At 44.3% G+C, this 26,377-nt stretch carries 29 protein-coding genes; all 29 read right to left on the bottom strand.

Going from position 1 to position 26,377, the window contains the following annotated elements; all coding sequences use genetic code 11:
- On the bottom strand, positions 1-2,291 hold a 2,291-nt coding region (locus QP794_RS20950), incomplete at its 3' end, for a collagen-like repeat preface domain-containing protein (protein ID WP_285078705.1).
- 216 nt (positions 2,292-2,507) lie between these two features.
- Positions 2,508-3,905, bottom strand: a complete 1,398-nt coding sequence (locus QP794_RS20945; RefSeq protein WP_024634055.1) for an ATP-binding protein — start codon at positions 3,903-3,905, stop codon at positions 2,508-2,510.
- Positions 3,906-3,960: 55 nt separating this feature from the next.
- A complete protein-coding gene (locus QP794_RS20940) occupies positions 3,961-4,677 on the bottom strand; it encodes a response regulator transcription factor (protein ID WP_017687664.1) in 717 nt (238 codons plus the stop codon).
- 148 nt (positions 4,678-4,825) lie between these two features.
- On the bottom strand, positions 4,826-6,088 hold the full coding sequence (gene ccsA, locus QP794_RS20935; protein ID WP_024634054.1) for a cytochrome c biogenesis protein CcsA: 1,263 nt from the start codon (positions 6,086-6,088) through the stop codon (positions 4,826-4,828).
- Complete coding sequence (gene resB, locus QP794_RS20930) at positions 6,085-7,758, bottom strand: cytochrome c biogenesis protein ResB (protein WP_285078704.1); 1,674 nt, start codon at positions 7,756-7,758, stop codon at positions 6,085-6,087. Before resB ends, ccsA begins: the two co-directional genes overlap by 4 nt.
- A gap of 14 nt (positions 7,759-7,772) precedes the next feature.
- The gene (locus QP794_RS20925) at positions 7,773-8,300 is read right to left on the bottom strand and encodes a redoxin domain-containing protein (RefSeq protein WP_285078703.1); all 528 of its coding nucleotides are present in this window, start codon (positions 8,298-8,300) and stop codon (positions 7,773-7,775) included.
- Positions 8,301-8,433: 133 nt separating this feature from the next.
- Positions 8,434-9,183, bottom strand: coding sequence for a pseudouridine synthase (locus QP794_RS20920; RefSeq protein ID WP_024634051.1), 750 nt, complete (start codon positions 9,181-9,183; stop codon positions 8,434-8,436).
- Between the two features lie 220 nt (positions 9,184-9,403).
- Positions 9,404-10,222 carry a S1 family peptidase gene (locus tag QP794_RS20915; protein ID WP_285078702.1) on the bottom strand — a complete coding sequence of 273 codons (819 nt, stop codon included), beginning with the start codon at positions 10,220-10,222 and terminating at the stop codon, positions 9,404-9,406.
- A 65-nt stretch (positions 10,223-10,287) separates the two neighbouring features.
- The gene (locus tag QP794_RS20910; RefSeq protein WP_024634049.1) at positions 10,288-10,821 is read right to left on the bottom strand and encodes a spore maturation protein; all 534 of its coding nucleotides are present in this window, start codon (positions 10,819-10,821) and stop codon (positions 10,288-10,290) included.
- Between the two features lie 6 nt (positions 10,822-10,827).
- Positions 10,828-11,454, bottom strand: coding sequence for a nucleoside recognition domain-containing protein (locus tag QP794_RS20905; RefSeq protein ID WP_285078701.1), 627 nt, complete (start codon positions 11,452-11,454; stop codon positions 10,828-10,830).
- An 18-nt stretch (positions 11,455-11,472) separates the two neighbouring features.
- Positions 11,473-12,660, bottom strand: coding sequence for a D-alanyl-D-alanine carboxypeptidase family protein (locus QP794_RS20900; protein WP_285078700.1), 1,188 nt, complete (start codon positions 12,658-12,660; stop codon positions 11,473-11,475).
- Between the two features lie 158 nt (positions 12,661-12,818).
- Entirely contained in the window at positions 12,819-13,490 is a 672-nt protein-coding gene (locus QP794_RS20895) for a sigma-70 family RNA polymerase sigma factor (RefSeq protein WP_285078699.1), read from the bottom strand.
- Positions 13,491-13,656: 166 nt separating this feature from the next.
- Positions 13,657-14,286, bottom strand: a complete 630-nt coding sequence (locus QP794_RS20890) for a lytic transglycosylase domain-containing protein (protein ID WP_285078698.1) — start codon at positions 14,284-14,286, stop codon at positions 13,657-13,659.
- 132 nt (positions 14,287-14,418) lie between these two features.
- Complete coding sequence (locus QP794_RS20885; RefSeq protein ID WP_285078697.1) at positions 14,419-14,634, bottom strand: hypothetical protein; 216 nt, start codon at positions 14,632-14,634, stop codon at positions 14,419-14,421.
- On the bottom strand, positions 14,635-15,078 hold the full coding sequence (locus tag QP794_RS20880) for a hypothetical protein (RefSeq protein WP_285078696.1): 444 nt from the start codon (positions 15,076-15,078) through the stop codon (positions 14,635-14,637).
- An 85-nt stretch (positions 15,079-15,163) separates the two neighbouring features.
- Positions 15,164-15,601, bottom strand: coding sequence for a hypothetical protein (locus QP794_RS20875; RefSeq protein ID WP_285078695.1), 438 nt, complete (start codon positions 15,599-15,601; stop codon positions 15,164-15,166).
- 97 nt (positions 15,602-15,698) lie between these two features.
- Positions 15,699-16,265 carry a sigma-70 family RNA polymerase sigma factor gene (locus QP794_RS20870; protein ID WP_179282955.1) on the bottom strand — a complete coding sequence of 189 codons (567 nt, stop codon included), beginning with the start codon at positions 16,263-16,265 and terminating at the stop codon, positions 15,699-15,701.
- A gap of 733 nt (positions 16,266-16,998) precedes the next feature.
- The gene (locus QP794_RS20865) at positions 16,999-17,466 is read right to left on the bottom strand and encodes a Na-translocating system protein MpsC family protein (RefSeq protein ID WP_152532778.1); all 468 of its coding nucleotides are present in this window, start codon (positions 17,464-17,466) and stop codon (positions 16,999-17,001) included.
- Between the two features lie 185 nt (positions 17,467-17,651).
- The gene (locus QP794_RS20860; protein WP_024634039.1) at positions 17,652-17,849 is read right to left on the bottom strand and encodes a hypothetical protein; all 198 of its coding nucleotides are present in this window, start codon (positions 17,847-17,849) and stop codon (positions 17,652-17,654) included.
- Complete coding sequence (locus QP794_RS20855; RefSeq protein WP_053784487.1) at positions 17,818-18,141, bottom strand: hypothetical protein; 324 nt, start codon at positions 18,139-18,141, stop codon at positions 17,818-17,820. Before QP794_RS20855 ends, QP794_RS20860 begins: the two co-directional genes overlap by 32 nt.
- A 180-nt stretch (positions 18,142-18,321) precedes the next feature.
- The gene (locus tag QP794_RS20850) at positions 18,322-19,236 is read right to left on the bottom strand and encodes a hypothetical protein (RefSeq protein ID WP_285078694.1); all 915 of its coding nucleotides are present in this window, start codon (positions 19,234-19,236) and stop codon (positions 18,322-18,324) included.
- Between the two features lie 10 nt (positions 19,237-19,246).
- Positions 19,247-19,642: a hypothetical protein gene (locus QP794_RS20845; protein ID WP_285078693.1), complete on the bottom strand. Its 396-nt coding sequence runs from the start codon at positions 19,640-19,642 to the stop codon at positions 19,247-19,249.
- The gene (locus QP794_RS20840) at positions 19,639-20,199 is read right to left on the bottom strand and encodes a hypothetical protein (RefSeq protein ID WP_285078692.1); all 561 of its coding nucleotides are present in this window, start codon (positions 20,197-20,199) and stop codon (positions 19,639-19,641) included. Before QP794_RS20840 ends, QP794_RS20845 begins: the two co-directional genes overlap by 4 nt.
- A 14-nt stretch (positions 20,200-20,213) precedes the next feature.
- A complete protein-coding gene (locus QP794_RS20835) occupies positions 20,214-21,005 on the bottom strand; it encodes a hypothetical protein (RefSeq protein ID WP_285078691.1) in 792 nt (263 codons plus the stop codon).
- A gap of 16 nt (positions 21,006-21,021) precedes the next feature.
- Entirely contained in the window at positions 21,022-21,975 is a 954-nt protein-coding gene (locus QP794_RS20830) for a hypothetical protein (protein WP_285078690.1), read from the bottom strand.
- A 3-nt stretch (positions 21,976-21,978) separates the two neighbouring features.
- A complete protein-coding gene (locus QP794_RS20825; RefSeq protein ID WP_285078689.1) occupies positions 21,979-23,040 on the bottom strand; it encodes a hypothetical protein in 1,062 nt (353 codons plus the stop codon).
- Between the two features lie 12 nt (positions 23,041-23,052).
- Entirely contained in the window at positions 23,053-23,355 is a 303-nt protein-coding gene (locus QP794_RS20820) for a hypothetical protein (protein WP_285078688.1), read from the bottom strand.
- Between the two features lie 46 nt (positions 23,356-23,401).
- The gene (locus QP794_RS20815) at positions 23,402-25,168 is read right to left on the bottom strand and encodes a toxin-antitoxin system YwqK family antitoxin (RefSeq protein WP_285078687.1); all 1,767 of its coding nucleotides are present in this window, start codon (positions 25,166-25,168) and stop codon (positions 23,402-23,404) included.
- Positions 25,169-25,227: 59 nt separating this feature from the next.
- Positions 25,228-26,367, bottom strand: coding sequence for a hypothetical protein (locus tag QP794_RS20810; RefSeq protein ID WP_053784478.1), 1,140 nt, complete (start codon positions 26,365-26,367; stop codon positions 25,228-25,230).
- Positions 26,368-26,377 lie beyond the last annotated feature (10 nt).

Below are 26,377 nucleotides of genomic sequence, written 5' to 3'. Positions count from 1 at the left end.
GCTCCGGTGACTCCGGGATCACCTGTTGCCCCTGTGCTTCCCGTTACACTAACGCCAGTAGCTCCGGTAATTCCAGTCGCTCCGGTGACTCCGGGATCACCTGTTGCCCCTGTGCTTCCCGTTACACTAACGCCAGTAGCTCCGGTAATTCCAGTTGCTCCTGTGTCTCCCGTAACTCCAGTCGACCCGGTTACCCCCGTATCACCAGTACTACCCGTTAATCCTACTCCCGTTGCACCTGTCGCACCGGTGGCTCCTGCGCCAGCCAGCAACGTGTAATCCGGGGAGGTGCCCGGCGTGCCTGTTGGCGATGCCACGTTTGCAATATACGTACTGCCGTCAAACGTTACCACTTGACCCGCTGGATACGTTGGCGCTACTGCCGGATCGAATGGAACGATCCCGCTCAAACCTACTCCGGTAGCTCCCGTTGGACCTACATCCCCTGTTGCGCCGGTTACTCCTACTCCCGTTGCTCCCGTTGCTCCAGTCGCACCGGTGGCTCCTGCGCCGGCTAGCAACGTGTAATCCGGGGATGTGCCCGGCGTACCTGCTGGCGATGCCACGTTTGCAATATACGTACTGCCATCAAACGTTACCACTTGACCCGCTGGATATGTTGGCGCTACTACCGGATCGAATGGAACGATCCCGCTCAGCCCTACTCCGGTAGCTCCCGTTGGACCTGCATCCCCTGTTTCCCCGGTTACTCCTACTCTCGTTGCTCCAGTCGCACCGGTGGCTCCTGCGCCGGCTAGCAACGTGTAATCCGGTGAGGTTCCCGGCGTGCCTGTTGGCGATGCCACGTTTGCAATATACGTACTGCCATCAAAAGTAACCACCTGACCCGCTGGATACGTTGGCGCTACTGCCGGATCGAATGGAACAATCCCGCTCAGCCCTACTCCAGTCGCCCCCGTTACACCCGTAGGTCCAGCAGGACCTGCACCTGCAATTAATGTATAATCCGGTGATGTTCCCGGCGTTCCCGTCGGCGATGCCACATTTGTAATATAGGTACTGCCATCAAAAGTTACAACTTGACCGGCCGGGAACGTTGGGGCCACTGCTGGGTCAAACGGAACTGCTCCATTCAAGCCTACGCCTGTTGCTCCGGTTGTACCGGTAGCTCCTGCCCCTGCAATCAATGTATAATCTGGTGATGTTCCAGGTGTTCCCGTTGGTGAAGCCACACTAGTAATATAGGTGCTGCCGTCAAATGTTACGATCTGACCCGCTGGATACGTTGGTGCTACTGCAGGGTCAAACGGTAAAGAGCCACTGAGTCCCACACCTGTAGCCCCGGTAGCTCCAGTAGCTCCGGCCGCTGCTAGTAAAGTATAATCTGGTGAACTACCTGGGTTTCCCGTTGGTGACGCCACATTAGCAATGTAGGTACTTCCACCGAGTGTTACAATTTGTCCTGCCGGATAAGCTGCTGCAAGCGTCGGATCAAACGGAACCGAGCCCGTTAAACCTCCCCCTGTTGCTCCAGTGGTTCCACCTGACAAAAACAACGTGTAATCCGGAGAACTTCCGGGTATACCCGTGGGCCCATTCGCATTAACAACATAAAGACTGCCACTATATGACACCACTTGACCTTCCACAAAGCCAGGTGCCTGAGCTGGATCAAAAACGAAAATATCATTCAGTCCAACTCCAGGTAACCCCTGTGGACCTGGTACGCCTTGGGGTCCTACAGGTCCTACAGGACCTACAGGACCTACAGGACCTACTGGCCCTACAGCTCCTGCGGCTCCTCTTGGCCCGGCAGGACCTGGCACGCCCGGTACGCCTGGAACCCCTGGAACTCCGGGGAGACCTGGTGGGCCTGGGGTCCCAAGGGTTCCAAACGAACTGGTGGCACGACTCAATGATACGGATATAGACCGAATCACCCCAACCAGTTTATCTTTTTCTGCAGGCGGAACTTCCAGAAGCAACGTTACACTTAATAAATCATCGAGCAAATTTTGCAAGTTACCAGCCAGATTGATGACGGCTACAGGTACAACTTCAGAACCTGCTATGGTTAGTTCCAGTACGGATTGCAACTCCGCTTTCACCCCAGCTCGAAAACTAGAGGTATTAACAAAGGTCAGCAAGCTCCGTAAACTGTTTTGCAATGCGAGAATATTAGACGCTGTAGGCTGACTGACAGCTGCAGGAATAGTCACGGCCAGTGCTTTCAATATGGATTCCAACTGCTCCACTTCACTCGATGTTATGGGAATAAACGGCGATCCTGCTCGAAATGATCTTCCTTCTAGAAAAGCTTTTATATTCACCCTTTTTCTTTCATCAGGCATGCCTAATCCACTCCTCCTTTAACTACTTCGCTTTTCAAGCTTATGTTTAATAAGAGGCAAAATTATCTTGGACACATTTTTTGAGATAAAAAAAGCGAACATACTGTTCCACGTTGAACAAGATTAAACGGTAGTGTTCAACAAAAAAGCACCCTCAGCATGAGGATGCTTTCGCACTTTTTGTATGAAATCGGGCTATTTCGAAGAATCCACAGGAAATTGTAAAATAAACTCTGTACCTTCGCCAAGTACACTATTAACGATAATGGTGCCGTGATGGGCATCCACAATATTTTTTACAATTGCGAGCCCAAGTCCCGTACCGACACTTTCACCCCGTACCCGAGCCTTATCTGCTTTGTAAAAACGTTCAAAGATGAATGGTAAATCAGAAGAAGGTATGCCTACGCCCTCATCTTTTACAATCACTTTAGCTACAGGTGTTCGAGTATCCGTTAACAATTCTGCCGAGATAAGAACATTTTTGCCTGATGGGGTGTGACGAAACGCATTATCTAGTAAATTGGTAAATACCTGTTCAAGACGATCCTCATCTGCCTGGTGAAGTTCAATGAAAGTCTGTCTGCACTCAAACCGAAGATGGATCCCCTGTTCTTTGGAACGTACCGAGAACTTTCTGTACACTCGTTCCAGTAGTTCAACCAGATCCACTTCCTTCACGGCCATATCCGTATGACCCGCTTCCATTCGAGCAAGATCAAGAAGATCTTTAACCAATCGGCCCATACGCAAGGACTCATCATGAATTACTTGAATCAACTCTTCACTTTCTTCCGGAGAAGCCGCCATCCCATCCAAAAGAGCTTCACTATACCCTTGCATCATGGATAGCGGAGTACGTATCTCGTGAGATACGTTTGCAACAAAATCACGGCGCATCTTCTCTAGTCGTACTTCTTCTGTTACATCACGAAGCACAGCTACAGCGCCCCGTACGACACTATCTGCGTATAAAGGTGCCATCTGAACAGACCAGACTCCCTGTTGAACATGCACGTTAGAGTTCTGATCGCCACCTTGCTCCATCACCATTTTGAACAAAGGAACGAGCGGTTCCGGCACCTCTCGAGAAGAACTCACAGAATTCTCCGAATCCTGTCCCTCGCCCATCTGTGCCCAGTCCAAATCACACCAAGCCTGCATGATTTTCTCTCCAGGGGGGTTCGTTAAAATAACCTTGCCCTCCCCGTCGAAAGTAACTACCGCATCGGTCATGCTTCGAAGTACGCTCGCCAAATGTTCTTTCTCATGGTTAAGGTTGCGAATGTTATCTTCCAGCTGTGCAGCCATATGGTTAAATGTATTACCTAATTCTCCAATCTCATCGCTCGTTACAAGAGAGAGACGCGTACCGTAGTTTCCTTTCCGAATCGCATTGGCTGCCTGAATTAACTGCTGCATCGGCTGCGTAATTTTCGTAAAAAGAAACAGCGCAAAAAAGGTCGTCAAGCTGAAGCCGATAATACAAACATACGTGAACAAACGTTTGATATCTCTCGACTCAGACTCCGCAAAATTCGTATCAATATACGGCAGCAAAAAAAGACCCAATGCTATGAGTACACAGCCCACGAGGCAAATAATCGTAATCCATAACTTCCCGACCAGCGATCTCCAGAAACTAAAACTACTTCGGTACTTCCAGTTTATAACCCACACCCCAAACCGTCGTAATCATCGCCGCTGATTCTGGCGACACCTTGTTTAACTTCTCGCGAAGTCGCTTCACATGTGTATCCACCGTACGAAGATCACCAAAGAATTCATAGTTCCATACATCCTTCAGCAGCTCTTCTCTGGAGAAAACTTTATCTGGAGATGTCGCGAGATAATGCAACAGTTCATATTCTTTCGGTGTTAAACTGATCTCTTCCCCTCCTGCGGTTACACGGTGAGCATCATGTTCGATGACCAAATGAGGAAACACAATATTGTTGCTTGAATTACTCTCTTTGGACAGATAGGCTGTCGCAGAAGAACGACGCAGAATCGCCTTAACCCGATAAATCACTTCACGTGGACTGAACGGTTTAACAACATAGTCATCAGCTCCCACTTCGAAGCCCTGAACACGATTAATTTCTTCGCCTTTTGCAGTAAGCATCAACACCGGGGTTGATTTTACCTGACGCAGACGAGTACATACTTCAACGCCGTCCATGCCCGGCAACATCACATCAAGCAAAATCAGACCATAGTCACCTGCAGTTGCTTTTCGCAGCGCAGTTTCCCCGTCTTCTGCTTCATCAATTTCATAACCTTCTTTTTCGAGATACATTTTCAAAAGTCGGCGGATTCTCTCCTCGTCATCCACGACCAGTATACGGTTCTCATGTTCAGCCATTCCACTCCAGCCCCTTTACAATAACTCCTCATCACTTCTATTATGTTCGATCTGGCGAACAATATTTGAAAGCCCCTATTGAAGCAGGGGCTTACATATATGTTTCATGGACTTCTCTCCGGAACTTTACAAAACGAAACGACCTATCCTAGTCTGCCCCTGCGTAGGAATGCAACCCGGCAATGATCAAATTCACACCAACGAGCGTAAACATAACGACCAAAAATCCAAGTACTGCAAGCCAGGCAGACTTGCGGCCCTGCCAGCCTCTGGACAAACGCAAATGCAGGTACACACTGTAATATAACCATGTTATCAGTGCCCACACCTCTTTGGGGTCCCATCCCCAGAAGCGGCTCCAGGCAATCTGGGCCCAAATCATGGCGAAAATTAATGCTCCCAATGTAAATATAGGGAATCCGATAGCAATTGCACGATAACTAATCTCATCCAGATCATCTTCATCAATACCATCCAGCATCGGTTGCAGAGCTTGTCCAAGCGGTCTTCTTACAATTAAACGAATAAGTCCATACAGGAGTAGCCCTACAATCAACGACCAGACTACCGTATTCAGTTTACGTCCAGCATTAACTCCGTTCATCCAGGAAGGCGTCTCAAGCAAAGGTTCCTTCATGCCAAGAAACGGTTTTATGCTCTCCACTTCGCTATCATAAGGTGCAAATATAGGAGGCATGCGATAAATCACTTTCTCTATTGTACTATTTTCCTGTACCTCTGTGTCAATGCTAGTGGTCTGCTTAACAAAAACCGCCTCATATCCGGATGCACGGAAAGCAAATACAGACCCGATAAACCCGACAACAACAACGATCGTAATTAATGTAAACTCAACCCACCCACGCTGGCGTCTGGAGGACTTGTCCTTGCCACTGAAATCGACCGTGCGTAACAAGTACATGAATCCTGCCGCAAAGCCAACGGCGAAGAATGCCTCTCCAAGCGCTGCCAACGTCACGTGAATCTTGAGCCATATCGACTGCAAAGCAGGAATTAGCGGCTGTACTTCCTGAGGAAATACGGCTGCATAGGCCATAATAAGGATGGTTAGGGGCAATGCGAACAGTCCCAGCAATGACTTGCGATAGATTGCATAGACTACGATAAATGCCACCATAATCATCATGGATAGAAAGCTCATAAATTCATACATATTACTTACCGGAATATGTCCTGCCCCTGCCCAGCGTGTACCAAAAAAGATAAGATGTGCAGCTAGTGCTACAGTTGATGCAATAAAGGCTCGCTTTCCCCATCGATCTACATGAGCTTGCGGGTCGCGATTACTCCATTTCTTGCCCATGACGGCAACGCCATATAACATAAATGCAGCACAATATAGAAAAAAAGATACGATAAATGCGTCGCTGCTGAAATCCAATAAACTCATGCTTGGTTCCCCCCGTTATCCAACGACTTCTCATCCACTTCCACATTCAACTGTTTTAACACAGCTGCAACTTCACGCCTGAATCCAAACCAGTTTTTGTTGGTATGGCCGCCTAGGGTAAGCTGTCTATCATCAATCCGAATCCAAATACGACGGTGATGCCAGTAAAAGCCCATAACCAGACCCAACATGACGATTCCTGCCCCAACCCATACAAAAGGCATAGCCTTATCAATACGTATATTGAGGTAACTTACGGATTGAATGATATCAACCTTGTCCATGCTGTCGACCTCCAGCTGCAAAGGAATTTCTCCTCCATTTAGCTGTTTGTTAATTGCATCCTGTTGAAAACGCTGCTTATCCACCTGCTTCGCAAAATACAAGTACTGCATTCCCTCTTTGGGTAAATCGGGCCCCTTGATGTTAAATAGAAAGGCAGGCGCATTAGGCGAAGGAGACTTTGATTTGGGCTCTCCATTTTCATCCAATCCAAAATCCATATATTTCTCTTTTACAGTCAAACTATAGGGGCCTGCTTCAAACGTTCGCTGCGTATCCATCATGGCAATTTGGATTGCTCCGTACTTCTCACCCGTCTGGGCATTGACCAGATCAGGCGTTACTGAGCGAATCGTTGGCGTCAGATCATAATCAAACTGATATGCTTTCAATCCGTTGTAATTCAGTGGATGGTTCACTCGAACATCATGTCGGGCCACCTCGGACAACTGAGGTTTCTTTGAAGGATCCGAACAAACTGCTGTACATTCATACAATACCACTTTGGTTACAAACAGTTTTGGAACGGTTTTATTCAGATTCCGAAATTGTTCCGGGACTTCATCTTCACTGTAAAATTCAACATTAAACTGTTCATTCTTCAAATACATGGACGTGTTCGGGATTTTTTTGATCTCCCCTTCGGGAAAAGCAACATGCTCATCCAGATTCAGACCAGGAATTCCGCGAACAAGAACAGCCAACAGAAAGATAATCAATCCGATATGAAGGACATAAGGCCCCCAGCGGCTGAATCGCTGTTTCTCAGCCAGTAATGCCGTACCCTCGGTGTGCACACGATAACCTTTCTTTTTAAGCGGAGTAACCGCTTTCTTAATCCAGTCTTCTGATGCCTCATCTATGGAGCCTTGGTATACCAGACGCTGGCGTGTAAGAAACTGCATGTGTTTACGTATTTTCTGTTTGTTCAGCGCTTTGTATAGTGGAAGTACCCGGTCAAGACTGCATATGACCAGTGAGGCACCGATCAGCACCAGTAGCAAAATAAACCACCAGGATTCGTATGTATGGGACAGACCCAGCAGATAATAGATATGACCCAACTGACCGTATGTGTCCTTGTAATATACGGATGGATCAATATTCAGAAACGTACTTTCTTGTGGATAGATCGTGCCCAGCATGGAACCTACAAGCGTAAACACAATCATGTAAACCGCAATTTTGACCGAGGAGAAAAAGTTCCATATGCGGTCAATAATTTTAGGATTCATACGCTGCGAACGGCGTGCCATGCCATCATAACGCATTTCCAATACTTCATCCGATTTGACCTCGGCCTCCAGCAGCGGCTTGCCGCATGCTTCACATAGTACAGTGCCCACCGGATTCTGGTGTCCGCACTCACACTTCGTATTTTGGAACACGACTAGACCTCCTGTCAGGGCTGTTTCGCCAGTTGTGAAATTTGAGCGTCAAGTGTGTCCAAGTCTAGTTGACCGATATGAATGGTGGAGATTTCACCCGTGTCGGAGACAAAAAATGTCGTTGGCATCGGTGATATGCCAAAATCCCGAATCGAGTTTTTGTCACGGTCGAGCATAATCGGAAACGTAACGCCCACCTGCTGCACAAAATTTTCCACGGTCATCTGGTCTTCCCCAACATTGATACCAACAAATTGAACACCCTGGTCCTTCCATTTGTCCGCTTGCGCTTGAAGTGCAGGCATCTCTTTGACACAAGGCTCACACCATGTTCCCCAGAAGTTGATTACCATGGCTTTACCTTTGTATTCCTCAGACGTATGAACTTGTCCATCCAGGCCCAGCAGTTCAAAAGAAGGAGCCTTGTCCCCTTCTTTTGGCTTGCCATTCGAGCCGGATACGGATGTAGTAATCGCGTATCCGCCCAACACCAGGATCAATAACAAAATGACGATTTGCACCGCTCTTCTTGATTTGCCCATGTGCTGCTCCCCTTTTAAGTGACTAGCTTTCGCATATTACGTTCTCGGACAACTCTGTGAACATCCTATGAACAATTATAGCGAATTTCGTCACAAATCTGCGGCGCTTTTATGAAAATTATGTGTCCTCACATTACCTTTTTTTCATTTTTTTGGCGGGTTCTGATTTTGCGAGCGTAATCAGGTTGTTGACTTCTTCTTTGGTCAAATTGCGTGTCAGCCCCCGTTTCAGGTTTTGCAGCAAAATACCACCAAACGAGATCCGCTTCAGACGTGTTACCGGATGGTTAATCGCCTCGAACATACGTCTAACCTGACGGTTACGCCCTTCGTAAATGGTGATGGAGATTACAGCTTCATTTCCTGCGGTGTCAACATCCTTGTACTCAACCTCTGCAGGAGCTGTCATACCGTCATCCAGCATAATGCCTGTCTTTAATTTTTCCAGAGCAGTACCATGAGGGACCCCTTTAACAGTCGCCAGGTACGTTTTCGGTACGTGATGCTTTGGATGGGTCAACAAATGAGCAAATTCCCCATCATTGGTCAGAATCAGCAAGCCTTCTGTGTCATAATCCAAACGACCAACAGGATACACACGTTCTTTGACACCTTTAAGATAGTCGGATACAATTTTCCGACCTTCCGGGTCTGAAGCACTTGTGATAACACCTTTCGGTTTGTTCAACATCATGTACACTTTCTTTTCACTGCGGATCGGTTTACCATTAACCGTAATCATATCCTCTTCGGGGTTTGCTTTCGTACCCAGTTCGGTTACGACCTCCCCGTTAACTTCAACTTTGCCGGACAGGATCAGTTCCTCGCTCTTGCGGCGGGATGCAATGCCTGCCTGTGCGATAATTTTTTGTAATCTTTCCATGTTTGTCATGTCACCTCACACTAATGATACCCATCAGGGCAGGAAATCACAAGGATAATCCATCGATTTTGTAAACGCGGGAGTTGAAAACGCCTTTTGAGCTGTTTTTAGCTATGAATTTATGCCAAAAAAGCTCACCCTCTCACTGCCTATTTGCAGCAGGAGCATAAGGTGAGCCGTTCAATTTGAACCGTATGTAACCACTGAACATTGAATAAGGTTAGCTGGCTACTTTACCGTTAACAGCAACTGGTTTTTTGGCGGGGGTTGAACTGTCTTTAATGAAGGATTGCAGCGTTTTTGAAGTAATAAAATAAGTGCGTCCACCGTATACAAAGGTCATCATGCCAATAACCCGATTATTCTGATCCAGAACAGGGCCACCTGAATTGCCTTGTGCCACTGATTTTACGATACTGCCAATACCCTTCTTGCCTGGAACGTCCGTATCCTGTGAATTAAATACTCGGCTCTTGGCTATCGTATTGTAAGTTGTAGGAAAATCGTCGTCCAATAGTACAAGTTCCCCAGCTGAATTTTTAGGAAATCCGATAGTATACACAATTTGATTATCTCTCGCATTAGCAAACGTCACTGGTTGTGCATCGATTTCTTTGTCCAGCTTCAGCAATGCCATATCCGTCACCGGATCTGTTTTGATGATTTTGGCTTTCACTGGCTTGTCCAGCTTACCTGGGCTCGCTACAGTCAATGTGCCTTTATCCCCATCAGACAATTCAGCAAAATCCTGAACGACATGATAGTTGGTAAGCACTTCATCCTTGGAGATCAGTATTGAGGTACCCACATCATAATATACCGTATCGGGTTCAGCCTTTTTGACCAAGCGTACGTTCACAACTGGAAAAGAATCCGCTAAAACGGCCAGCTGAGCACGCAACTGTTTATCAAAGTAACCCGTAAATTGAATCGTATTGACGGCTTGAGCCGCCGCAAAACCTGTTTGTCCTGCAATCAGTGCAATGGCAACCACACTTAACATTCCAATGCGGAGCATTCGTTTCCAACTCTTCTGCATGATCCTCACTCTCCTCCGCTATTATTCTAGCATAACTAGTATATCGGAAGGAGAGGACTTATTTTTTATCCAAAAACGATTAAACAAATGACCAAGGCAGCAATAAAACCAACCACATCGGAAAACAACCCGACTTTGAGAGCATAGCGGCCATTACGTATACCTACGGCTCCAAAATAAACAGTCAAAACATACAGAGTTGTATCCGTACTCCCTTGAATCGTAGAAGCCATGCGGCCAATCATAGAGTCGGGACCATAGGTTTTGATCAGATCTGTCGTAAAGGCGAGCGAGCCTGTCCCGGTCAAGGGACGCAAAATGCCAAGCGGTAATACTTCTCCCGGAACTCCCATCCAGGACACGAGTGGGGCGATCAGACTGATCACATAATCCAGTGCACCTGAAGCCCGGAAAACACTGATCGCTACCATCATGCCTACCAGATGGGGAATAATGCTGATTGCCGTAGAGAATCCATCTTTGGCCCCATCAACAAAGGATTCGTAGACCGGGACCTTTTTGGTAAACGCATATAATGGAACAAACGCGATAATAACCGGAATGGCCCAGACGGAAATCCAGTTGATGAAGGTTAACAACGCTACTCATCCTTTCATACCGGGATTGTCACTTTTATGTACACGTGGCGGCCTGTGAAGCGACCTGTTTCGGTACCAGCGATCTGCTGCGATAGCTGCAAATGTCGCAACTATGGTTGCCATTAGCGTTGTGCCTACAATTTCCGTGGCATTCGCAGAATGATAATTAAGTCGAATGGCTATCAGAGTTGTCGGAATAATGGTGATGCTCGCCGTATTCAGGGCCAGCAAGGTGCACATGGCAGGGGACGCCGTCTGTTTATCCGGATTCAGCTCTTGCAGTTGCTGCATCGCTTTAATCCCCATTGGGGTAGCCGCATTCCCGAGGCCAAGCAGATTGGCACTCATGTTGGATAAAATGTAGCCCATAGCAGGATGGTTCCGTGGAACATCAGGAAACAAAAAGCCGACAACCGGACCCAGGAGCTTCGCAATCCGGCCCAGCAGCCCGGCATCCTCAGCCATTTTCATCATACCCATCCAGAATACGAGCACACTGATCAGTCCAAAACATACCGTTACCCCCGTTGCTGCTCCATCAAAAGCCGCCTGGGTTACGACTTCAATTTTGCCCTGCGCTGCTGCAAAAGCAAAGCCGGTTACAATCATGAGAAGCCAGATTAAATTGATCAAAGGATAACCCTCCCCTCATTATGGAGATAACAGATGACTTAATACTGCACGCCATGCGGAAGCCCAATTAGAAATTTCACCGATTCCCCCCAGAGTTGCATCCTCAGTTTTCGGCTCCGGCGGAATATAACTACCTTTGCGATACACAGGAATTGAACCCACCAGCTTCCCATCAAGTTGCATATCAATTCGACCTGCCAAGCCAAAAGAAGGATCTGTCGATTTTGCATCACCCTCTGTACTCTTTTGGACACGGCTTTCGAGTAAAATCAGCTTTTTCGTCAATGAGGATGTCTCACTCTTCGCCAGAGGATAAGTGAACCCGCGGCCTGTAACCACATCCGTGTTCTGTACAGGCTGTTCTTTTTTTGCAATTTCCACCAAAGGGAAATTTTCAAAGCCGAAATCCAGCATACGCGCATGATCATTCCAGTCATCGCCGTCGTTCAGGGTTACCCCAGCAAGTTGTTGACCATTGCGAGTAGCAGAGCTGACCAGACAGCGAAATGCCTTCTTGGTATATCCTGTCTTTACGCCATCGGCTCCCTCGTACAGTCGCAGCATTTTATTTTTGTTTTGCCAGGAGTAATCCCAGCTCTCATTTGGATTGGGGGCAGACTTGTTCTCTGTCGCTACAATACGTTTGAATACCGGATTCTTGAGCGCATACGCGGTTAACCGTGCCAGATCATTGGCAGTGGAATAATGTCCATCGGCGTCAAGTCCGTGAGGATTCATAAAATGAGAATGGGTCAAACCAATTTGCTCTGCCTTTTTGTTCATTAACAGGACAAATCCTTCTTCAGATCCACCGACATGTTCAGCAATTGCCGAGGCCGCATCGTTGCCTGATCGCAGCATTAGCCCATACAGCATGTTTTCCAGCGTCATTTCTTCACCCAGCTTGAGATAGATGGATGATCCTTCTTTGGCAAACGCCGAGGAAGTCACTTTTACTTTGTCATCCAGTTTACCGTGTTCAATCGCTACAATTGCCGTCATGATTTTGGTCAAGCTGGCAATTCGGAGTTCCTTATCCCCATCTTTGCTGTACAATATTCGGCCCGATGTCACGTCAATGAGAGCAGCGCTTTGCGCATGGGTTGAAGGGCCAGGTATTGTTCCCTGGGCTTCAGCAAGCCCAAATGAGGGAAACAGGAACAAGGGTACCAGCATACATGCCATAAATTTCATTATTTTTCGCATCGATTCATTCCTCCGGGTCGCTTGGAATCTTGTACTAGCTTATGTCTGGACAACCCGAAGTATGTCCCAGTGTTAGAAAACAGCAAAAATCCCTTTCGCATATGCGCTGCGGAAGGGATTTTGTAGTCTTAAAGAGGAGTTGCCAGGCGTGATTAAAATTAGTTATTATCCAGCATCTTGGCCACTTTTCGCATAATTCTGGAGACTCTCATCTGGCTAATGTCTTCCATCTCCGCTGTTTGTGTTTGATTAAAGCCGTCTACCCGATGTTTCAGGACAGTGACTTCCTTCTCGCTTAACTTGCGCTTCACTGAGTCAATAACGGCGTCAACATAAATTCGGTCTACCACTCCATCCTCAATGTTTCCCCCACTATAGATGGTATCCATCAACGTAACTGCTTGAGCTTGCTGATCATCTGCTCCGACAGGCTCATCCAGGTATTTGACTCCCTTGCCCACTTGAAGCGCCTTGTTGATTTTCTCCTCTTCTTCGTCGAGCAACAAGGCGATTTCATGAGCTGTCGGGAGATACCCCATATCATGCTCCAGCCGATTGATTCGGTTAATTAATTCAGTAGCTGTACGAGTGGGTCGAATGATGCTTGCGCTATCTCTCAGAAAACATCGGATTTCCCTTACAATGGCAGTAACCGCAAACGAACTAAATTTCACACCACGCCCCGTGTCAAATGCTTTGACCGCTTTAATGAAACCAAGGCGACCCAATTGAAGAATATCGTCTTTTTCCACACAATGATTTTTGATAATGACTTCCGGTTTTCCAATGTATTTATGTACGGAATGCCAAATCAAGTTCTCGTTAACCAAGATGCTATCTCCTAGAAAATGTTCATCGACTTGACATCGTTCAATATTTCCTACAAGGTCCATAGAGTAAAATTTCTTGTCCAACTTCAAATTCATGTTAATATGTTCTGAAAATTTATCCATCTAGATCTCCCTATGTAAATGTTGTGGAAGTTCACCAACAATCCTAACGTTCTTTCTTAATTTTTCTTAACATCTGAATCATCTTGCTATGGTGTTTCTTCACTTGGTTAAAATACCAGGGGCGAGCCTTACCCTTATCGACATTTCCTTCCCCTTGATTGTACGCAATCGTTGCTGTACGAAGGTTTCCATCATATTTCCCCAACAGATATTCCATATATTTAATGCTGGTTTTGATGTTAACTTCAGGCTTGTATAAGTCACTGCCTGTAACACCAAACGTTTTGGCCGTACTCGGCAGTATTTGAAGGAGCCCGATGGCTCCATGATTTGATGTGCTATCCTCTATTAAGCGGCTCTCCTGCCACATCATGGCGAATATCCACAGAGAGTCTATATTGGAGCCTTCAATATATTGATCTACCCACTTCACATACTTCAACAATTTAGCCTGGCTTACCATCTTCTCTTGATACGATTCAATATATTGCTCCAACATATCTACCATTTCTTTATGAGACGTAGAATCCGGATCTGATTTCACTTTGAGGGCATGTTTTGTATGTTGTTCTCCAATTGAATTAGAAGCCGTTGGTGCAATCAGCCCGCCATATAACGTTATAGATGCCAGTACCACCGTAATGATCATCCCGATTTTTTCAAATATAACCAACGGGATTGCTCACCTCCTTAGGTTGAACCTTATATAATAGAAGGAAACCGTAGTTTATGCCTGCTTGCACGAACTTGTACCCCAATAATTTATAGGTCTGTTGTTGCAAGTTTATAGGTCTCCTTTTTCCTATTAAGGCTCATCTCGTTCACTGGTTTGATATGCCAAGATTGCTGTATATTCTAACCTGCTGTTTGCTGGATCGTAGGCGGAAGTAACATCCAACCCAACAACCAATACATTTGGTTTGACATTCATCCAGGTGTTGATCTGTTCCTCTAGATCCAGGGGTGATGGGGATAAAAACATCTTTACAGCAATATCTACGGCATAATTTTTCATGTTCATTTATTCATTACCGATAAGAAGCTCGGGATTTAATTCTTCGTTTGTTTCTTTATTGCTCAGCACATCGGAAAGGGATTGGTTGATGTTCTCGGTGTTCTCTTCTTTCTTTTTCTCCTCGATCAACTGAGCAAATTCCTCTTGAGTCAACTCATATATCTCCAGTTCAAATGCACTTGTGAGAATATATCCCATACCATCTGTTAAATGGACGTTGTAGTAGGTTTGCGGTTTCTCGTGAAATTCGTCCGCTTCATAGTTGAATCCAATAACTGCTTTTTCATAGCCAGCTACAGTACCCGCAAACCAAACATTGACTTTTGTTGTTGCGCCTGTGGGCGTTTGAATCTCATGCATATTTGTTGGTGCGTGAACGCATTTTCCAACTAGACCTGCAACCAACTCTTCGGTTAATGTATCGTCTTTTGCTTTTATCATTTGTGTCATACGGTCATTCCTCCATATATTCAAAATATCTTGAGTCTGGCTTTTCAGCTCTTCAATTGCTCTATACGCGTTGTATCATTGACAGTTAACGTTTTAATACAGGAGAAATATCTGGGGCACCACTAATGAGCGTATAATACGTTCGAATATGAACAACTGCCCGATTTAGGTCATTCATTCGCTTGGACAACATTTCCTCAATCACAGGCTCCCATACCCTAAGTCCTACACCCATAATCGGTTTATTTTGCATATACGCATGATGTAAGATCACTACCTCAGTAGGAGTCAGCTTTTCCACATCAAGATTAACTAGCAACGCATCTGCTTGAAAGACAACCTTCTCAATAATCAACGCATACTCCCGGTTACTTAGGTCGGAAGCGGTAGACGAATCATGGTGGGCCCAAGCAATATCAGGAAATGCCGACAGACTTTCCAACGTAAATCCCAACACAACAACACTGAGCATATTTTTCTTCCACCCTCCATTATTCAATCGATCAATTACTCTATACGACATAAAAAAGCACCCCGTTAAGGGTGCTTTTAATGATATGTATCGTTTTGATGATCAATCTGCAACAAGCTTCGGCTATTAATTGCCATTTAATTTGATACTACAGAGCTTCGTATTTCTCACGAATCGCTTTCCACAACTGTGATATGCGTGCCTTGGATACACCTAACATTGCTGCAATTTCTACAAACTCGTACCCCGAGGTTCGAAGTTTAAAAATCTCTTTCTCCCGCTCATTAAGCTTCATATTCTCCATGATGTCGGTCACGAATTCAAAATTCTCAAAAGCAAACCCGGCGTGCCCAAGTGTTAGCGCTGTATCTGTTCCCTCACTTTCATCACTGGAGCCAAGATCAGTACACACAAGCTGGACAGCGTTAACGACACTGAGGTTTTTCTCAGACATGCATTTGCGATACATATCCTTGATTTTATTCTCGATCAAGTGATCAACAAACGTCGACATTTTTGCTTTTTCAGCATCATACTTGTCCAGCGCGTTATATAACTTAATCATGATCTCCTGCGTTACATCCTCTTTTTCCATCCCTGCAAACGTTTTGCCTCTAAGCTTATGGCGACATTTTTCCTGTGCTTTGTTCAAGAACGTATCTATATCCCCAATTTCAAATAAATCATCAAACCCCATAGCAGTCGTAGCAGACATTATCATTTTCCCCCAATGATTATTTAGTTGTTTAGTTAAACTTTAACTTGTATTCCTATAGTTATAATTATCATCAATTCTTTCACTCACAATCTAGCATCTCTCACCATAACCAAACTTTATAAATGACTTGCCGATATCCAAAAAAACCATATCTAATATGTAGTGGTATCACTTCTTCGTAAATATGAAACATCTTCTTCAGGCGAAGCTTAAAGCTAGATAAGTCTTTTGCAATGCATAAAAATTTCGTAAATGATTCACCTCCCCATTCCGATATCCACAACAACAAGATTGAATCCTAACTTTCAAAATAAAGCAAAGAAAATTTGTTCAGTGTCAATTTTCCAACCTATTACATTCAGAATAACAAATACGAACTAATGTTCGCAACATATTTTTATCAGCTTCGTCTATACACCTTTTACCCACTATATACGAAGCCAACTACGAAACGTAAAGCCCGTTTTTTGCAAACAAAAAGACCAACACAGAGCGCACCACTAGGAAAATACCAAAATGGTGGAATGTGTCGGTCTTGGTCTGACATCTATTTCGTTCCAATTACCGAAGATATGGTCTTGAAGCTCTCTAATACAGTTACAGGCTTCGTCAAGATTATTAATTCTATCTGATCGCCATAAGGGTAGTATAAGGAAATATGTAGGATATTGTCAACATTAAAATTAGTTCCGAAGAACCTATCCAATAACAAAACGAAATTTATTAGGTCTTAAGGCATGTTTATGGCATCATTTTTTAGCAGCCCCTCAATATCCTTGTTCATTTTAAAGACGGTCACCTGTTCAGCAAAATCAGTACCAAAGAACATGGTTTCAATATCTTCAATTTTTAAACCCAGGTGAATATAGGAGAAAACAGGACTGAAATCTTCTCTCATCATTTGTGCAAGCTTCAGCTTGTATTCGGCAAAGATCTGACTGGAATGCGATTGCATGTGTTCAAGCATGAACGCTTCAGGTTTGGTGAATTTTGCTGTAAACTTCAGGATGATAAAATGATTCATGATGACGACTCTGGTATCTACTGGCCCGCGTTCAGTAAAATCTTTTCTTATTCTTGATGCCATTTTCGCGAGTTCTCTTTCCAAGTCTTTTATCTCAATGTTCACATCCCTCCCTACAATCATCCTTTTTCCTCCTATTGCCCTGAATACAATAATCAAACCTAATTTAATCAAAACTCCTTATACAAGACAAGTTTCAATGCGTTTATGGACTAAAGTTCCCGGTATCTTTTCAGAAAAAGGAATAGACCCCAGAAGTAGGCTTGGGGTATATCACTGGTTTTACTATGGTTTACAATTATGCAAATAAAGCAGAACTTTACGCTGAGAACTAAACAGTTTCTTTTAATTAGCTATTTTTAACTTTGTTGTTCATTGGGTACATCAACTTTGAGCAGACTGAACGCTACCAGATTCAAAACCACAGTGGCACCATACTCCCTCTCAATCACATCGAAAGCCTCTTCCGTTGCACCAACTAGATCGTCCTTCTCCGTGGTCATCTCCATTGTGACAATTTCCTCATTATTCAGCGCAAAGGTCAGTCTGTACAGCATCGGTGTTCTCCTCCTTCGAAGTAAGCTCTATATTACGAACATCGGTGAGATCAATGATGTGCACAATCTGATCTGTATCTTCCAAAGTGATCGACTTTCCCTCATTTTTATGTTTGGTAAAAAGCCTGCGATACTCTTGTTTGACCTCATCAGCAGTTAAAGGAATCTCGCGAACAACTTTATCGGAATCCTTCTCTTTCTGTTGCAGCCTGGGATTATCCTCAATCCATGTTACTGTTTTCTTTTTGCCACTTCCCTTGAAATAGAAATGAGCGGTGAGTCCAATATTCATCTAATAATACCTCCTGGGCAAAAATAGTGTTCTAACGTACTAGGAAATAAAAAATAAAATTCAAGTGTTAGCCTTCATACCTTCACTATTCTCTCTATACGTCCTCATCGTCAGGATGTTAAATCCTGTTCAGTCGGAATTCTCTTTTTCAAACAAAAAAAGGACAGCATAAGCTATCCCTTAATATTTCTTAACCGCTATACGATTGCCCAGAGAGTCATAGATGTATTTGAAATTAATTTGAATTGGGGTGACTGCCATTCTGGTGATGGACTTTGATTCCAGTTTTCCCTCATCATCATATTGATATATAACATCGACCAAGGTCGGCAGCTGCACGAATGCTTTTCCATCAAACCGATGGACTTCACCAATGGAAATCACCAAGAACGAATCATTTTGCACATACCCATCTGTCGAAATCGGCATGGTCAGCAATGACTCTGTGACTACCTGCTCCGTGTAATTGTCTGTGACGACTTGTCGAATGACCCGGCCTTCCATATCAAAAGCAAAATAAGTAACTACGTCTGTATAATCCACCAAATCACTGATTGCATCCCAAGGGTCCATCACACTCAAGCGTTTGCGCTCGGATACAGTCATGCTCACATGGGTTGCGCCATCGATGATCATATCTGCGCTATGTGTATCGGGATGAATATAATGATTCGCTTCACTCTCTACATTGAACAGCTTCTCACGCTCTTGTGGGGTCATAACTACTTTCGTGTTTCCATCTATCAAAATATCCGCACTGTGTGTGTCGGGGTGGGAGTATATCAACGTTTTGGTACCATTGATATTCACGGCTCCGTTATCGATATGATTAGAAACTCGGTCACCGCCAACCTTCACATATTCCCCACCACTGTATGTATACGTTGTTGAGGTATTCTGATTGCTTGAGTCCTGGCGTACCAGATATAATCTTCCTGCTTCACCTATGGTCGGCAGCTCCGTCTTTAATCTCACCGAAACAACATTGCCAGTGGACACTGCGTCCAGCCTTCCATCAAGCGTGGCAAAGGAATCTCTGGCTTGTTTGACTTCACGTTCTACCTTGGCAGCTTTGCTGAATGAAACAATGTCCATGGTATCCCTCCTACCTTGTAGTCAAACCAACGACCTCAACATCGAAGTTGGCCACATCTGTTCCCAAATTTTTCAACGACAAGTGAAGTGTAGAAGTCCCGTCAACGTCCTCATAAGGCAAATCGATCATATCGTAAATGCCTTCCATAAAATTTCCCGTCGAGTATTGGGCATTATTGGAATACAGAACTTCTGGATGAGGGCCAGCGCTATTCAGTACATGAACTTCCACATTTGTTTCTCTGGACGGAATGACCCTGATCGTTTTAATCATGAATCGAGGATGTTCCATCGGAATATCGATCAACGCCTTTGCCCCTCCGCCAACATACTCTACTTTTCGGGCAAACGAAACTGGCAATAACACTTTTCTCATCTCCTCCATCAGTTTCCATGTTCGATTCAAGACTCTTCCCTCCTTCTAGGAATATGTGTATCCGGATATTTCCGTGGACGAAGATGAGCACTGGACGTATTTCCATCACCGCTGTAAGACCAATCTCCCCACGTCTTTCCTACCAATCCGGACTGGTTAACTGGAATTTTGACTTTGATACACCAATCGAGACCCGCATAATTCTGCTTTACTTTCAGTCCTCTGATCGTTTCTCGGATTAAGCCTACTCCACTAGATTGAGTCAAGAACTTGTGTTTCAGAATCATATTTTTTTCGTAAGGAATTCCCATCCTGGTTCTTGCTCCGTAAATATACTTGTCCGAAACGTATCCGATGAGATGATCACCATGGGTGTCAAGTATCCGCCATGTACCCCATCGGTAAATATCAACCAGTTCTGCAGTAGTGTTTAAAGTACCTACAGAGAAGATCATTTCCTTACCTTCAAAGGTTAACGGAACAGCTTCTAGATCGTATCCAACACGATGAGAAACTCCCGCCTTACTTTGGGTAAAAAGAGAACCGCTCGCGGCGGTTCCTACAACGTTTCCTTGATGTACAGTCATGTCCACTCACCACCTTAATTCATCAGAACAGCAACCGTAGCGCCTGATAAGAAGCTTTGTCCACCGATGGACAACGAGTACACCTTATATGTTTTGGTACCTACTTTGATCTCGTCTCCATGGGAAACACCGGCAGAAGGTACCGCATAAATATCAATGAGTTCACCTCTGGGTCCTTCCACACCATTGCACATAATAACCGGAGCAAGATGATAAAGAGAACCCCAACCTGGATTAACCGGAAGCATTGCAGAATAAGCATCATAGATGTTGTTGACCATCTGTTTATCTTTATCCCTTAACGTTCGGATGCCGTTGTCCCCGTTGTAACTGAGGCCGATACCCAAACTTGAGGAATCCGCTTCTGTCGCATACCTGTTCAAAATTCCGAAGTAGCCTAGATTGGAGATCCCCGTAACCGAGTTCACATCACCCTGCAAATAAATAATGATTCGGTTCGCTTGGACGGAAACCTGATAATCGATTAATAGATTCGTGTCCACAATGCTTGTATGACATAGAAAGTCCTTTTTCACTTCAGTTCTGCCCACCGGGATGCTGCCGTCTGTTGCCATTACATCTTCAGCAACGCTTACTGTCAGTTTATTCCCCGCAGTCCCCTTCGTGTTTCCAACCTCAAGTCTGAAGAACAACTTGTCAGTACCTGTCGTACCAACTGATTTGAGCACGATCACACTGGCTGTTTCATAAAAGATCGACCAAGACGAACCCGCAATCGTTTTAAACCCCTGCACCATATTTGCGAATAATTCATTCATTTTAACTCTACCTGAGAAATTGGCCATACCTCATAAACACCTCCTATATTTGGAAAAGTAATGCTCTTTGCCCGCCACCAAGCAGCCTGGCACCGTGGAAAAACTTAGGCCTGCCATACACAGTAACCAGATTCGTATTGTGGTAATAACGTCCATAATCCGTATTGGGATAATCTTGATCCACAACATGAAACACGTAATACTTGCCATCGTTGCCAAGGTCGAGTATCGATCCGTCCGGGTGCTGTGTACTATTTTTGAAAACAATGGACCGCATGCCTTTGAATTCACCCCGCGCACCTTCTAATGGATGGTAGACCATGAACGGAGTGACATAGTACCTTGAGCCAACACCTGGAGAAGGAATGGACTCCGTTCCAAAGTTGTATAGCGCGTATTCTGTTCCATTCCGGGAAGTCATTACGACACCCCTTGGTGTATCATATTGATCTGCTGTGTTGTTATCCGAAGTATTGAAAGGCATATGTGGGAATACACCATAGAACTTATTGGCGATTGCCGGATCTTCTTGTTCTAATGACTGGCATTTGCCTAGAAATATCCGTACTGGGTAAGCTCGTTCCGGGTAGTTCAGACTCTCCCCGTGGATGAACAAGATATCTTCGTTTGTAATCACAGACCATTTATAGTTCACATTATACTGTCCGTTATGACACAAAAAGGGAGTTTCCAACATGAATTTATCTGTATCTACTGGCGGATTTACGAATAGATCTGGCGATGCTACATTACTTCCAAGGTTCTTCAGTCCCCAACGAATATTGACTCCTCTGGCGTGCGCCCATACACACATCGTAAAACGCATGGATGAATTTTTTTTATTGGTAAGCAGCGCATTTCCCCAGTTGGCATAGGTAGTTTCAGACGTATATATCGTATCCCAATAGGGATCCAGAGCATCTTTTAACGTGCTAACAAGTGTAGTAGCAAATAGACTCAGGGTGCTGATAAATTCGTGTCTACGAATCATGGTCATGCGCTAAACCTCCTTTTCAATCTCGAACAACAGCACTCGCTGTCCGCCACCGAGAAGTAAAGGGGAATCGAAGAAGTATGGTTGACCACTATAGTAAGCTCCATTGCTTGTATAAAACCCTTGATGTGTTGCTGGATGCTGTTGATTCATAACATGGAAAACATAATAGCGTTCCTCTCCAAGATCGAGAATAGAGCCATCGGGATACATACCTGCATCCCTTAAAACGGCTGTTCGAATACCATAAAACTCTCCACGAACACCTTCTGATTCATGCCATACATAGAAGGGCGAAACAAAGTACCTCCCACCCAAACCTGGAGAAGAGACTTGAGAGCTTGTTGAAAAGTGATATAGCGCATTTGCTGTGCCATTTCTTGATGTTCTCACATAGCCTCGCCCTGTACTATACTTTAATTCGTCGTCCGACATATTCAGCCCTAGAGGATAATGCCCGAAAACCCCTACAAAATCGTTAGCTACTAAAGGGTCCTCATTTTCGTAAGGTTTCAATCTTCCAAGATACAATCTTACTGGATAAGCTACGTCAGTATAATTCTGCGGTTCACCTATCATAAAAATATAATGTTGTGAAATGAACAAGCTCCATTTCCAGTATACATTTGGGGCATTATTTGTATTCGAATACGCCTCATTAATGCATGTATTTAATGGAATTTCTGATACAGAGCCTACTTCTGTATAAAGATCAGGTTTAACTACTGAACCATTATTTCTATATCCCATCCTAAGTAAATAACTCCGGGTGTAGTCACTATTGTTATAACTAGTGTAAAATCTTGATATGTTCATACTTATTGTAAAAAATAAACTTGGGTCAATTTTATTTTTTGCCGTTATCGTTCCTTGGTTTCCTGTAAGTCTACTGGTACTATTCCAGCTTCTTGGAATTGCATATTCATTCGTTGTATTGTATTCCCATTCCCAGTGGGTATCTCCATATAACTCTTGGCTTACAGTTTTATAGAGTTCTGAAATAAATGTGGAAGAGTAAGAATAAAACTCGTATCTTCGCAACGCGCTTAGTAGAATATTCTCAGCCAATCTAATGCCTCCTTAAGTCCCAAATCTTAAACTTATATCACGAAAAATATGTTCTTTAATAACAGTAAACAAGACTGCTTTCACCATGTCACTTCTCTCTTTTATGAGATTCTCTTGATAAAACTGCTCTTCTTCTCCTCCAGCTTTATCCTCTAACTCCATATCAGCCTCATGAACTTCTGGTAGCCCTTTAAGCGAGGACAAAAACTTATGTGCTACATTATCAAACAGAATATGGCTTTCAAAAGCGAAAATCAGCACTTCAATTTCCTCTGTATTGAACGGCTCCGAATTATTGCCCACTAACTTATCCATAATGGTATGGAGTGCAAATTTGACATCCTGTACAGTCCTCGTCACTTCAAATCACAACCTTTCTGATTTTTACTTGTTTTATATTACCGATAGCGTCATATTCAAATGCTTTATGAACTCCCCGGCCGTCATAAATCAAGGTTTCGGTCTTAACCGTACCGTCCGTATTGTAGGTAAAAGATGTTCTTTTCAAAAGCTGCGGAGTGGCGTTCACAGAGTACACTTCTTCGGACTCGATGTCACCATTTGAATAATAGTTATATACGACGTCTAGCTCCAGCGCAGATCCTTCGAGAAAATCAATTCTTCTGCGGATGTCCGTATCATCAAAGGTATCTCCCCCTTGAAGCACGTAATACTCAGCTCCATTGTTAATTTCCCTCAGGACCTTACCTGTAAGATCACGCTGATACTCAATAGACTTGATCTGTCCGTTACTTTCAGTAATCTCTTGTCGTTCCAGGTTTCCATCCATGCTGTAGAAGTACTCAATAGTACGATTAATTCCTCCATTAACCTTTTCTATATGGACTTTTCCATCGGTATAGTAGGTATAGTCCGTTACCGAAGTTGTGTTAATAACAGACCCACGGCCAATGACAGTTACTCTGGCTTCCTTGGGCACGTCAAATCTAAACCGAATAAGCGTATCACTATATTCAATGTAATCGTCTCCTACATCCATACGTATTCCGTCCAGAAATACCTCTGCGGAATTCGAACCAATCACGTATCGTGGTACCTGAAAATCCCTGGTAATCGACAATCTGCTGTTAGGAGACGATGTGAAGTGAAATACCGATTGATGTTCCATGGTACCTCGGCTTTCAGCTAACTCCAGTCGGCTCTGCATGTTGTCGAGTCTGTCTTTGAGAGCATCATAGACGACTCCATTTTTATCTTCCCGTGAAACAACAACCTCATTTGAAGTGGTTTCCAATTCGGTCTGCATGGCTTTGATCGTTGCATCATGTGTAACGATTGTTGTGGTATGCTTGCCAACAGTTGTTTCCAGATCAGATACACGTTCTCCTAGTGCAGACATGTCATTTTCGATAGAGCCCTTGGTTAGGAAATATCTGAAATCCATAGCCGTGAGTGAAGTCGTTGGTGATACCCCGACATCAAGTCCACCAATAATTATGGCATCTTGTGGCTCCTCTTTTTTCAAACTATAGGAGTACCTGCCGTCCTCATGCAGAAAAATATAATAAGATGTATTTGCCGTGATGTCCGGAATGCTGAATGTTTGGGAAAATTGATCCACAATAACCTTGTTGATACTTGCTCTACCGGCATTAATCGTAACTTGAACACTGTTATACATACTCAGATATGTAGGATTCGTAATACCGAGATCCTGAATGGGCTGCTTTGATACAACCTCAACGGCTTTCTCCAACGTATCAAACCGGTGATCTATGGACGACTCTGCTCCACGCGCTTCCTTAATTTCTATCTCTGCCAAACTTAATCTTTTCTCATGATCATCCTGATTCTTCGAAAGGACGTTGACATCTGCTCTTACCGTCAGAATGTCCTTCTGAACATCATCAAGTCGCGAGATGTTCGAAGTAACTGTAGTCTCCACATCGCCTAGTCTCTGCTCATGATCAATTACCTTATCCCGGCTAACATTTGCAGATTCTTCTACTAGGGTAATTCGATCACCCAGACTAACCTCAGAACCTCTGGCGTCATCCAATTCTGCAAGACAGGAATCAATCTCAGTATGCGTTCTAACCCCGATATCACTTAGTTCCTTATGACTTCTGGCGGACGATGTATGAGACTGGTTAATTCTTACTGACATTTGACCACCTCCATTCTTGCCTTACATAATCTATACGTAATGGTTTCAACAAAATTAAGCTAGATGTATGTCGAATACATTTGCAGAGAAAATTTAACTTGGGAGGCATATCTGTCTTGTGATTCTTCCCTCTCCATTCGCAGCCAAAATGGATAGGAGGCTCCCGGCGAAATACTAAAGGCCGTGATTGAGTAACTGAAAGCACCTGGGATACCTCCAACGTCAGGAGCAATTTGTACTTTTTCCGTGCCTGTTGTGAGCGCAAAGGTTACATCTCTAAATTCTCCTGACATCATGGGATTTTTGGCGAACATTCGAACTTCTTGAGTTGCAGAACCACCTGCTGTTAAATAACCAAGGAAACGATCCGTATTGGGATAAAGGAGCACATCGAAATCTTCTCCGGTTTCAGGATTTGACTCTTTATAATATAAATCTGGAGTAACCTCGAAATACATTTGGTCACCTCTAAAGAGCTTTATGGAATCCATGGCCTGAAAACGATTGCCATCGGGAAGCTTAACCCCGAAATTCCCCTCAAACGGATACGAATATTGCCCCATATCAAAATGTACAACCGTTTCTTCGGACCGACATACTCTTGATTCGAGCACAATGCCGTTCTTGTCAATCAGATCAACCACAGTTCCTTTGGTCAGATTATCTACGGCAACAGACGTCCCTTTGTTAATTCGAATATACTGAACTTGCATTGGATGATCTCCATCCCCTTTTAAATAGAGACCAATCTTGGGCGCTCCCGCCAATTCAACTGAACCTATAATGTTCCACAGCAGGCCATCATCTGACCAATATGCCGTATAATAGTTGTAGTCCCGTACTAACCGAATCCATGGATAAGTTTTCAACAAAGGTGTTGGTAAAGACATATCCAGAAACTCTTCAATCTCCATGAAATTATGCTCGTCCACAAAAACGATAACGCCTCCGTAACACCCCTCCGTATCAGGATTGTAGCTGTTCCTCACATCCATCACAAATTGCTTGATATCCGTTAAAGGTTTGTAGAACATGTACAGTGGATCGGAGCCATGTTTCAGCACTAAGCTACCTCTACCCGCGTCATAGCGGGCAGGGTCGTTAGGCAGCACTTCCCATTTGAAATCAAGGCTGGAGTTGGAATTTGCAAAGTCTTCCTCGTAAATCCTGCCCGACTCTTTCAATCTTGCAACACCCATAAAGATCCTC

Source organism: Paenibacillus sp. UMB7766-LJ446 (genome assembly GCF_030226665.1).
Lineage (GTDB): Bacteria > Bacillota > Bacilli > Paenibacillales > Paenibacillaceae > Paenibacillus > Paenibacillus vandeheii.
This window is presented reverse-complemented; position numbering and strand designations above follow the sequence as displayed.

What these genes read in the sequence shown, in the direction of transcription:
- QP794_RS20940 (WP_017687664.1), bottom strand. Translation starts at nt 4,677, where the DNA reads ATGGCTGAACATGAGAACCGTATACTGGTCGTGGATGACGAGGAGAGA.
- ccsA (WP_024634054.1), bottom strand. Translation starts at nt 6,088, where the DNA reads ATGAGTTTATTGGATTTCAGCAGCGACGCATTTATCGTATCTTTTTTT.
- QP794_RS20925 (WP_285078703.1), bottom strand. Translation starts at nt 8,300, where the DNA reads ATGGGCAAATCAAGAAGAGCGGTGCAAATCGTCATTTTGTTATTGATC.
- QP794_RS20920 (WP_024634051.1), bottom strand. Translation starts at nt 9,183, where the DNA reads ATGGAAAGATTACAAAAAATTATCGCACAGGCAGGCATTGCATCCCGC.
- QP794_RS20915 (WP_285078702.1), bottom strand. Translation starts at nt 10,222, where the DNA reads ATGCAGAAGAGTTGGAAACGAATGCTCCGCATTGGAATGTTAAGTGTG.
- QP794_RS20900 (WP_285078700.1), bottom strand. Translation starts at nt 12,660, where the DNA reads ATGCGAAAAATAATGAAATTTATGGCATGTATGCTGGTACCCTTGTTC.
- QP794_RS20885 (WP_285078697.1), bottom strand. Translation starts at nt 14,634, where the DNA reads ATGAACATGAAAAATTATGCCGTAGATATTGCTGTAAAGATGTTTTTA.
- QP794_RS20880 (WP_285078696.1), bottom strand. Translation starts at nt 15,078, where the DNA reads ATGACACAAATGATAAAAGCAAAAGACGATACATTAACCGAAGAGTTG.
- QP794_RS20875 (WP_285078695.1), bottom strand. Translation starts at nt 15,601, where the DNA reads ATGTCGTATAGAGTAATTGATCGATTGAATAATGGAGGGTGGAAGAAA.
- QP794_RS20870 (WP_179282955.1), bottom strand. Translation starts at nt 16,265, where the DNA reads ATGTCTGCTACGACTGCTATGGGGTTTGATGATTTATTTGAAATTGGG.
- QP794_RS20860 (WP_024634039.1), bottom strand. Translation starts at nt 17,849, where the DNA reads ATGCTGTACAGACTGACCTTTGCGCTGAATAATGAGGAAATTGTCACA.
- QP794_RS20855 (WP_053784487.1), bottom strand. Translation starts at nt 18,141, where the DNA reads ATGAATATTGGACTCACCGCTCATTTCTATTTCAAGGGAAGTGGCAAA.
- QP794_RS20850 (WP_285078694.1), bottom strand. Translation starts at nt 19,236, where the DNA reads ATGGACATTGTTTCATTCAGCAAAGCTGCCAAGGTAGAACGTGAAGTC.
- QP794_RS20840 (WP_285078692.1), bottom strand. Translation starts at nt 20,199, where the DNA reads ATGACTGTACATCAAGGAAACGTTGTAGGAACCGCCGCGAGCGGTTCT.
- QP794_RS20835 (WP_285078691.1), bottom strand. Translation starts at nt 21,005, where the DNA reads ATGGCCAATTTCTCAGGTAGAGTTAAAATGAATGAATTATTCGCAAAT.
- QP794_RS20830 (WP_285078690.1), bottom strand. Translation starts at nt 21,975, where the DNA reads ATGACCATGATTCGTAGACACGAATTTATCAGCACCCTGAGTCTATTT.
- QP794_RS20820 (WP_285078688.1), bottom strand. Translation starts at nt 23,355, where the DNA reads ATGGATAAGTTAGTGGGCAATAATTCGGAGCCGTTCAATACAGAGGAA.
- QP794_RS20815 (WP_285078687.1), bottom strand. Translation starts at nt 25,168, where the DNA reads ATGTCAGTAAGAATTAACCAGTCTCATACATCGTCCGCCAGAAGTCAT.
- QP794_RS20810 (WP_053784478.1), bottom strand. Translation starts at nt 26,367, where the DNA reads ATGGGTGTTGCAAGATTGAAAGAGTCGGGCAGGATTTACGAGGAAGAC.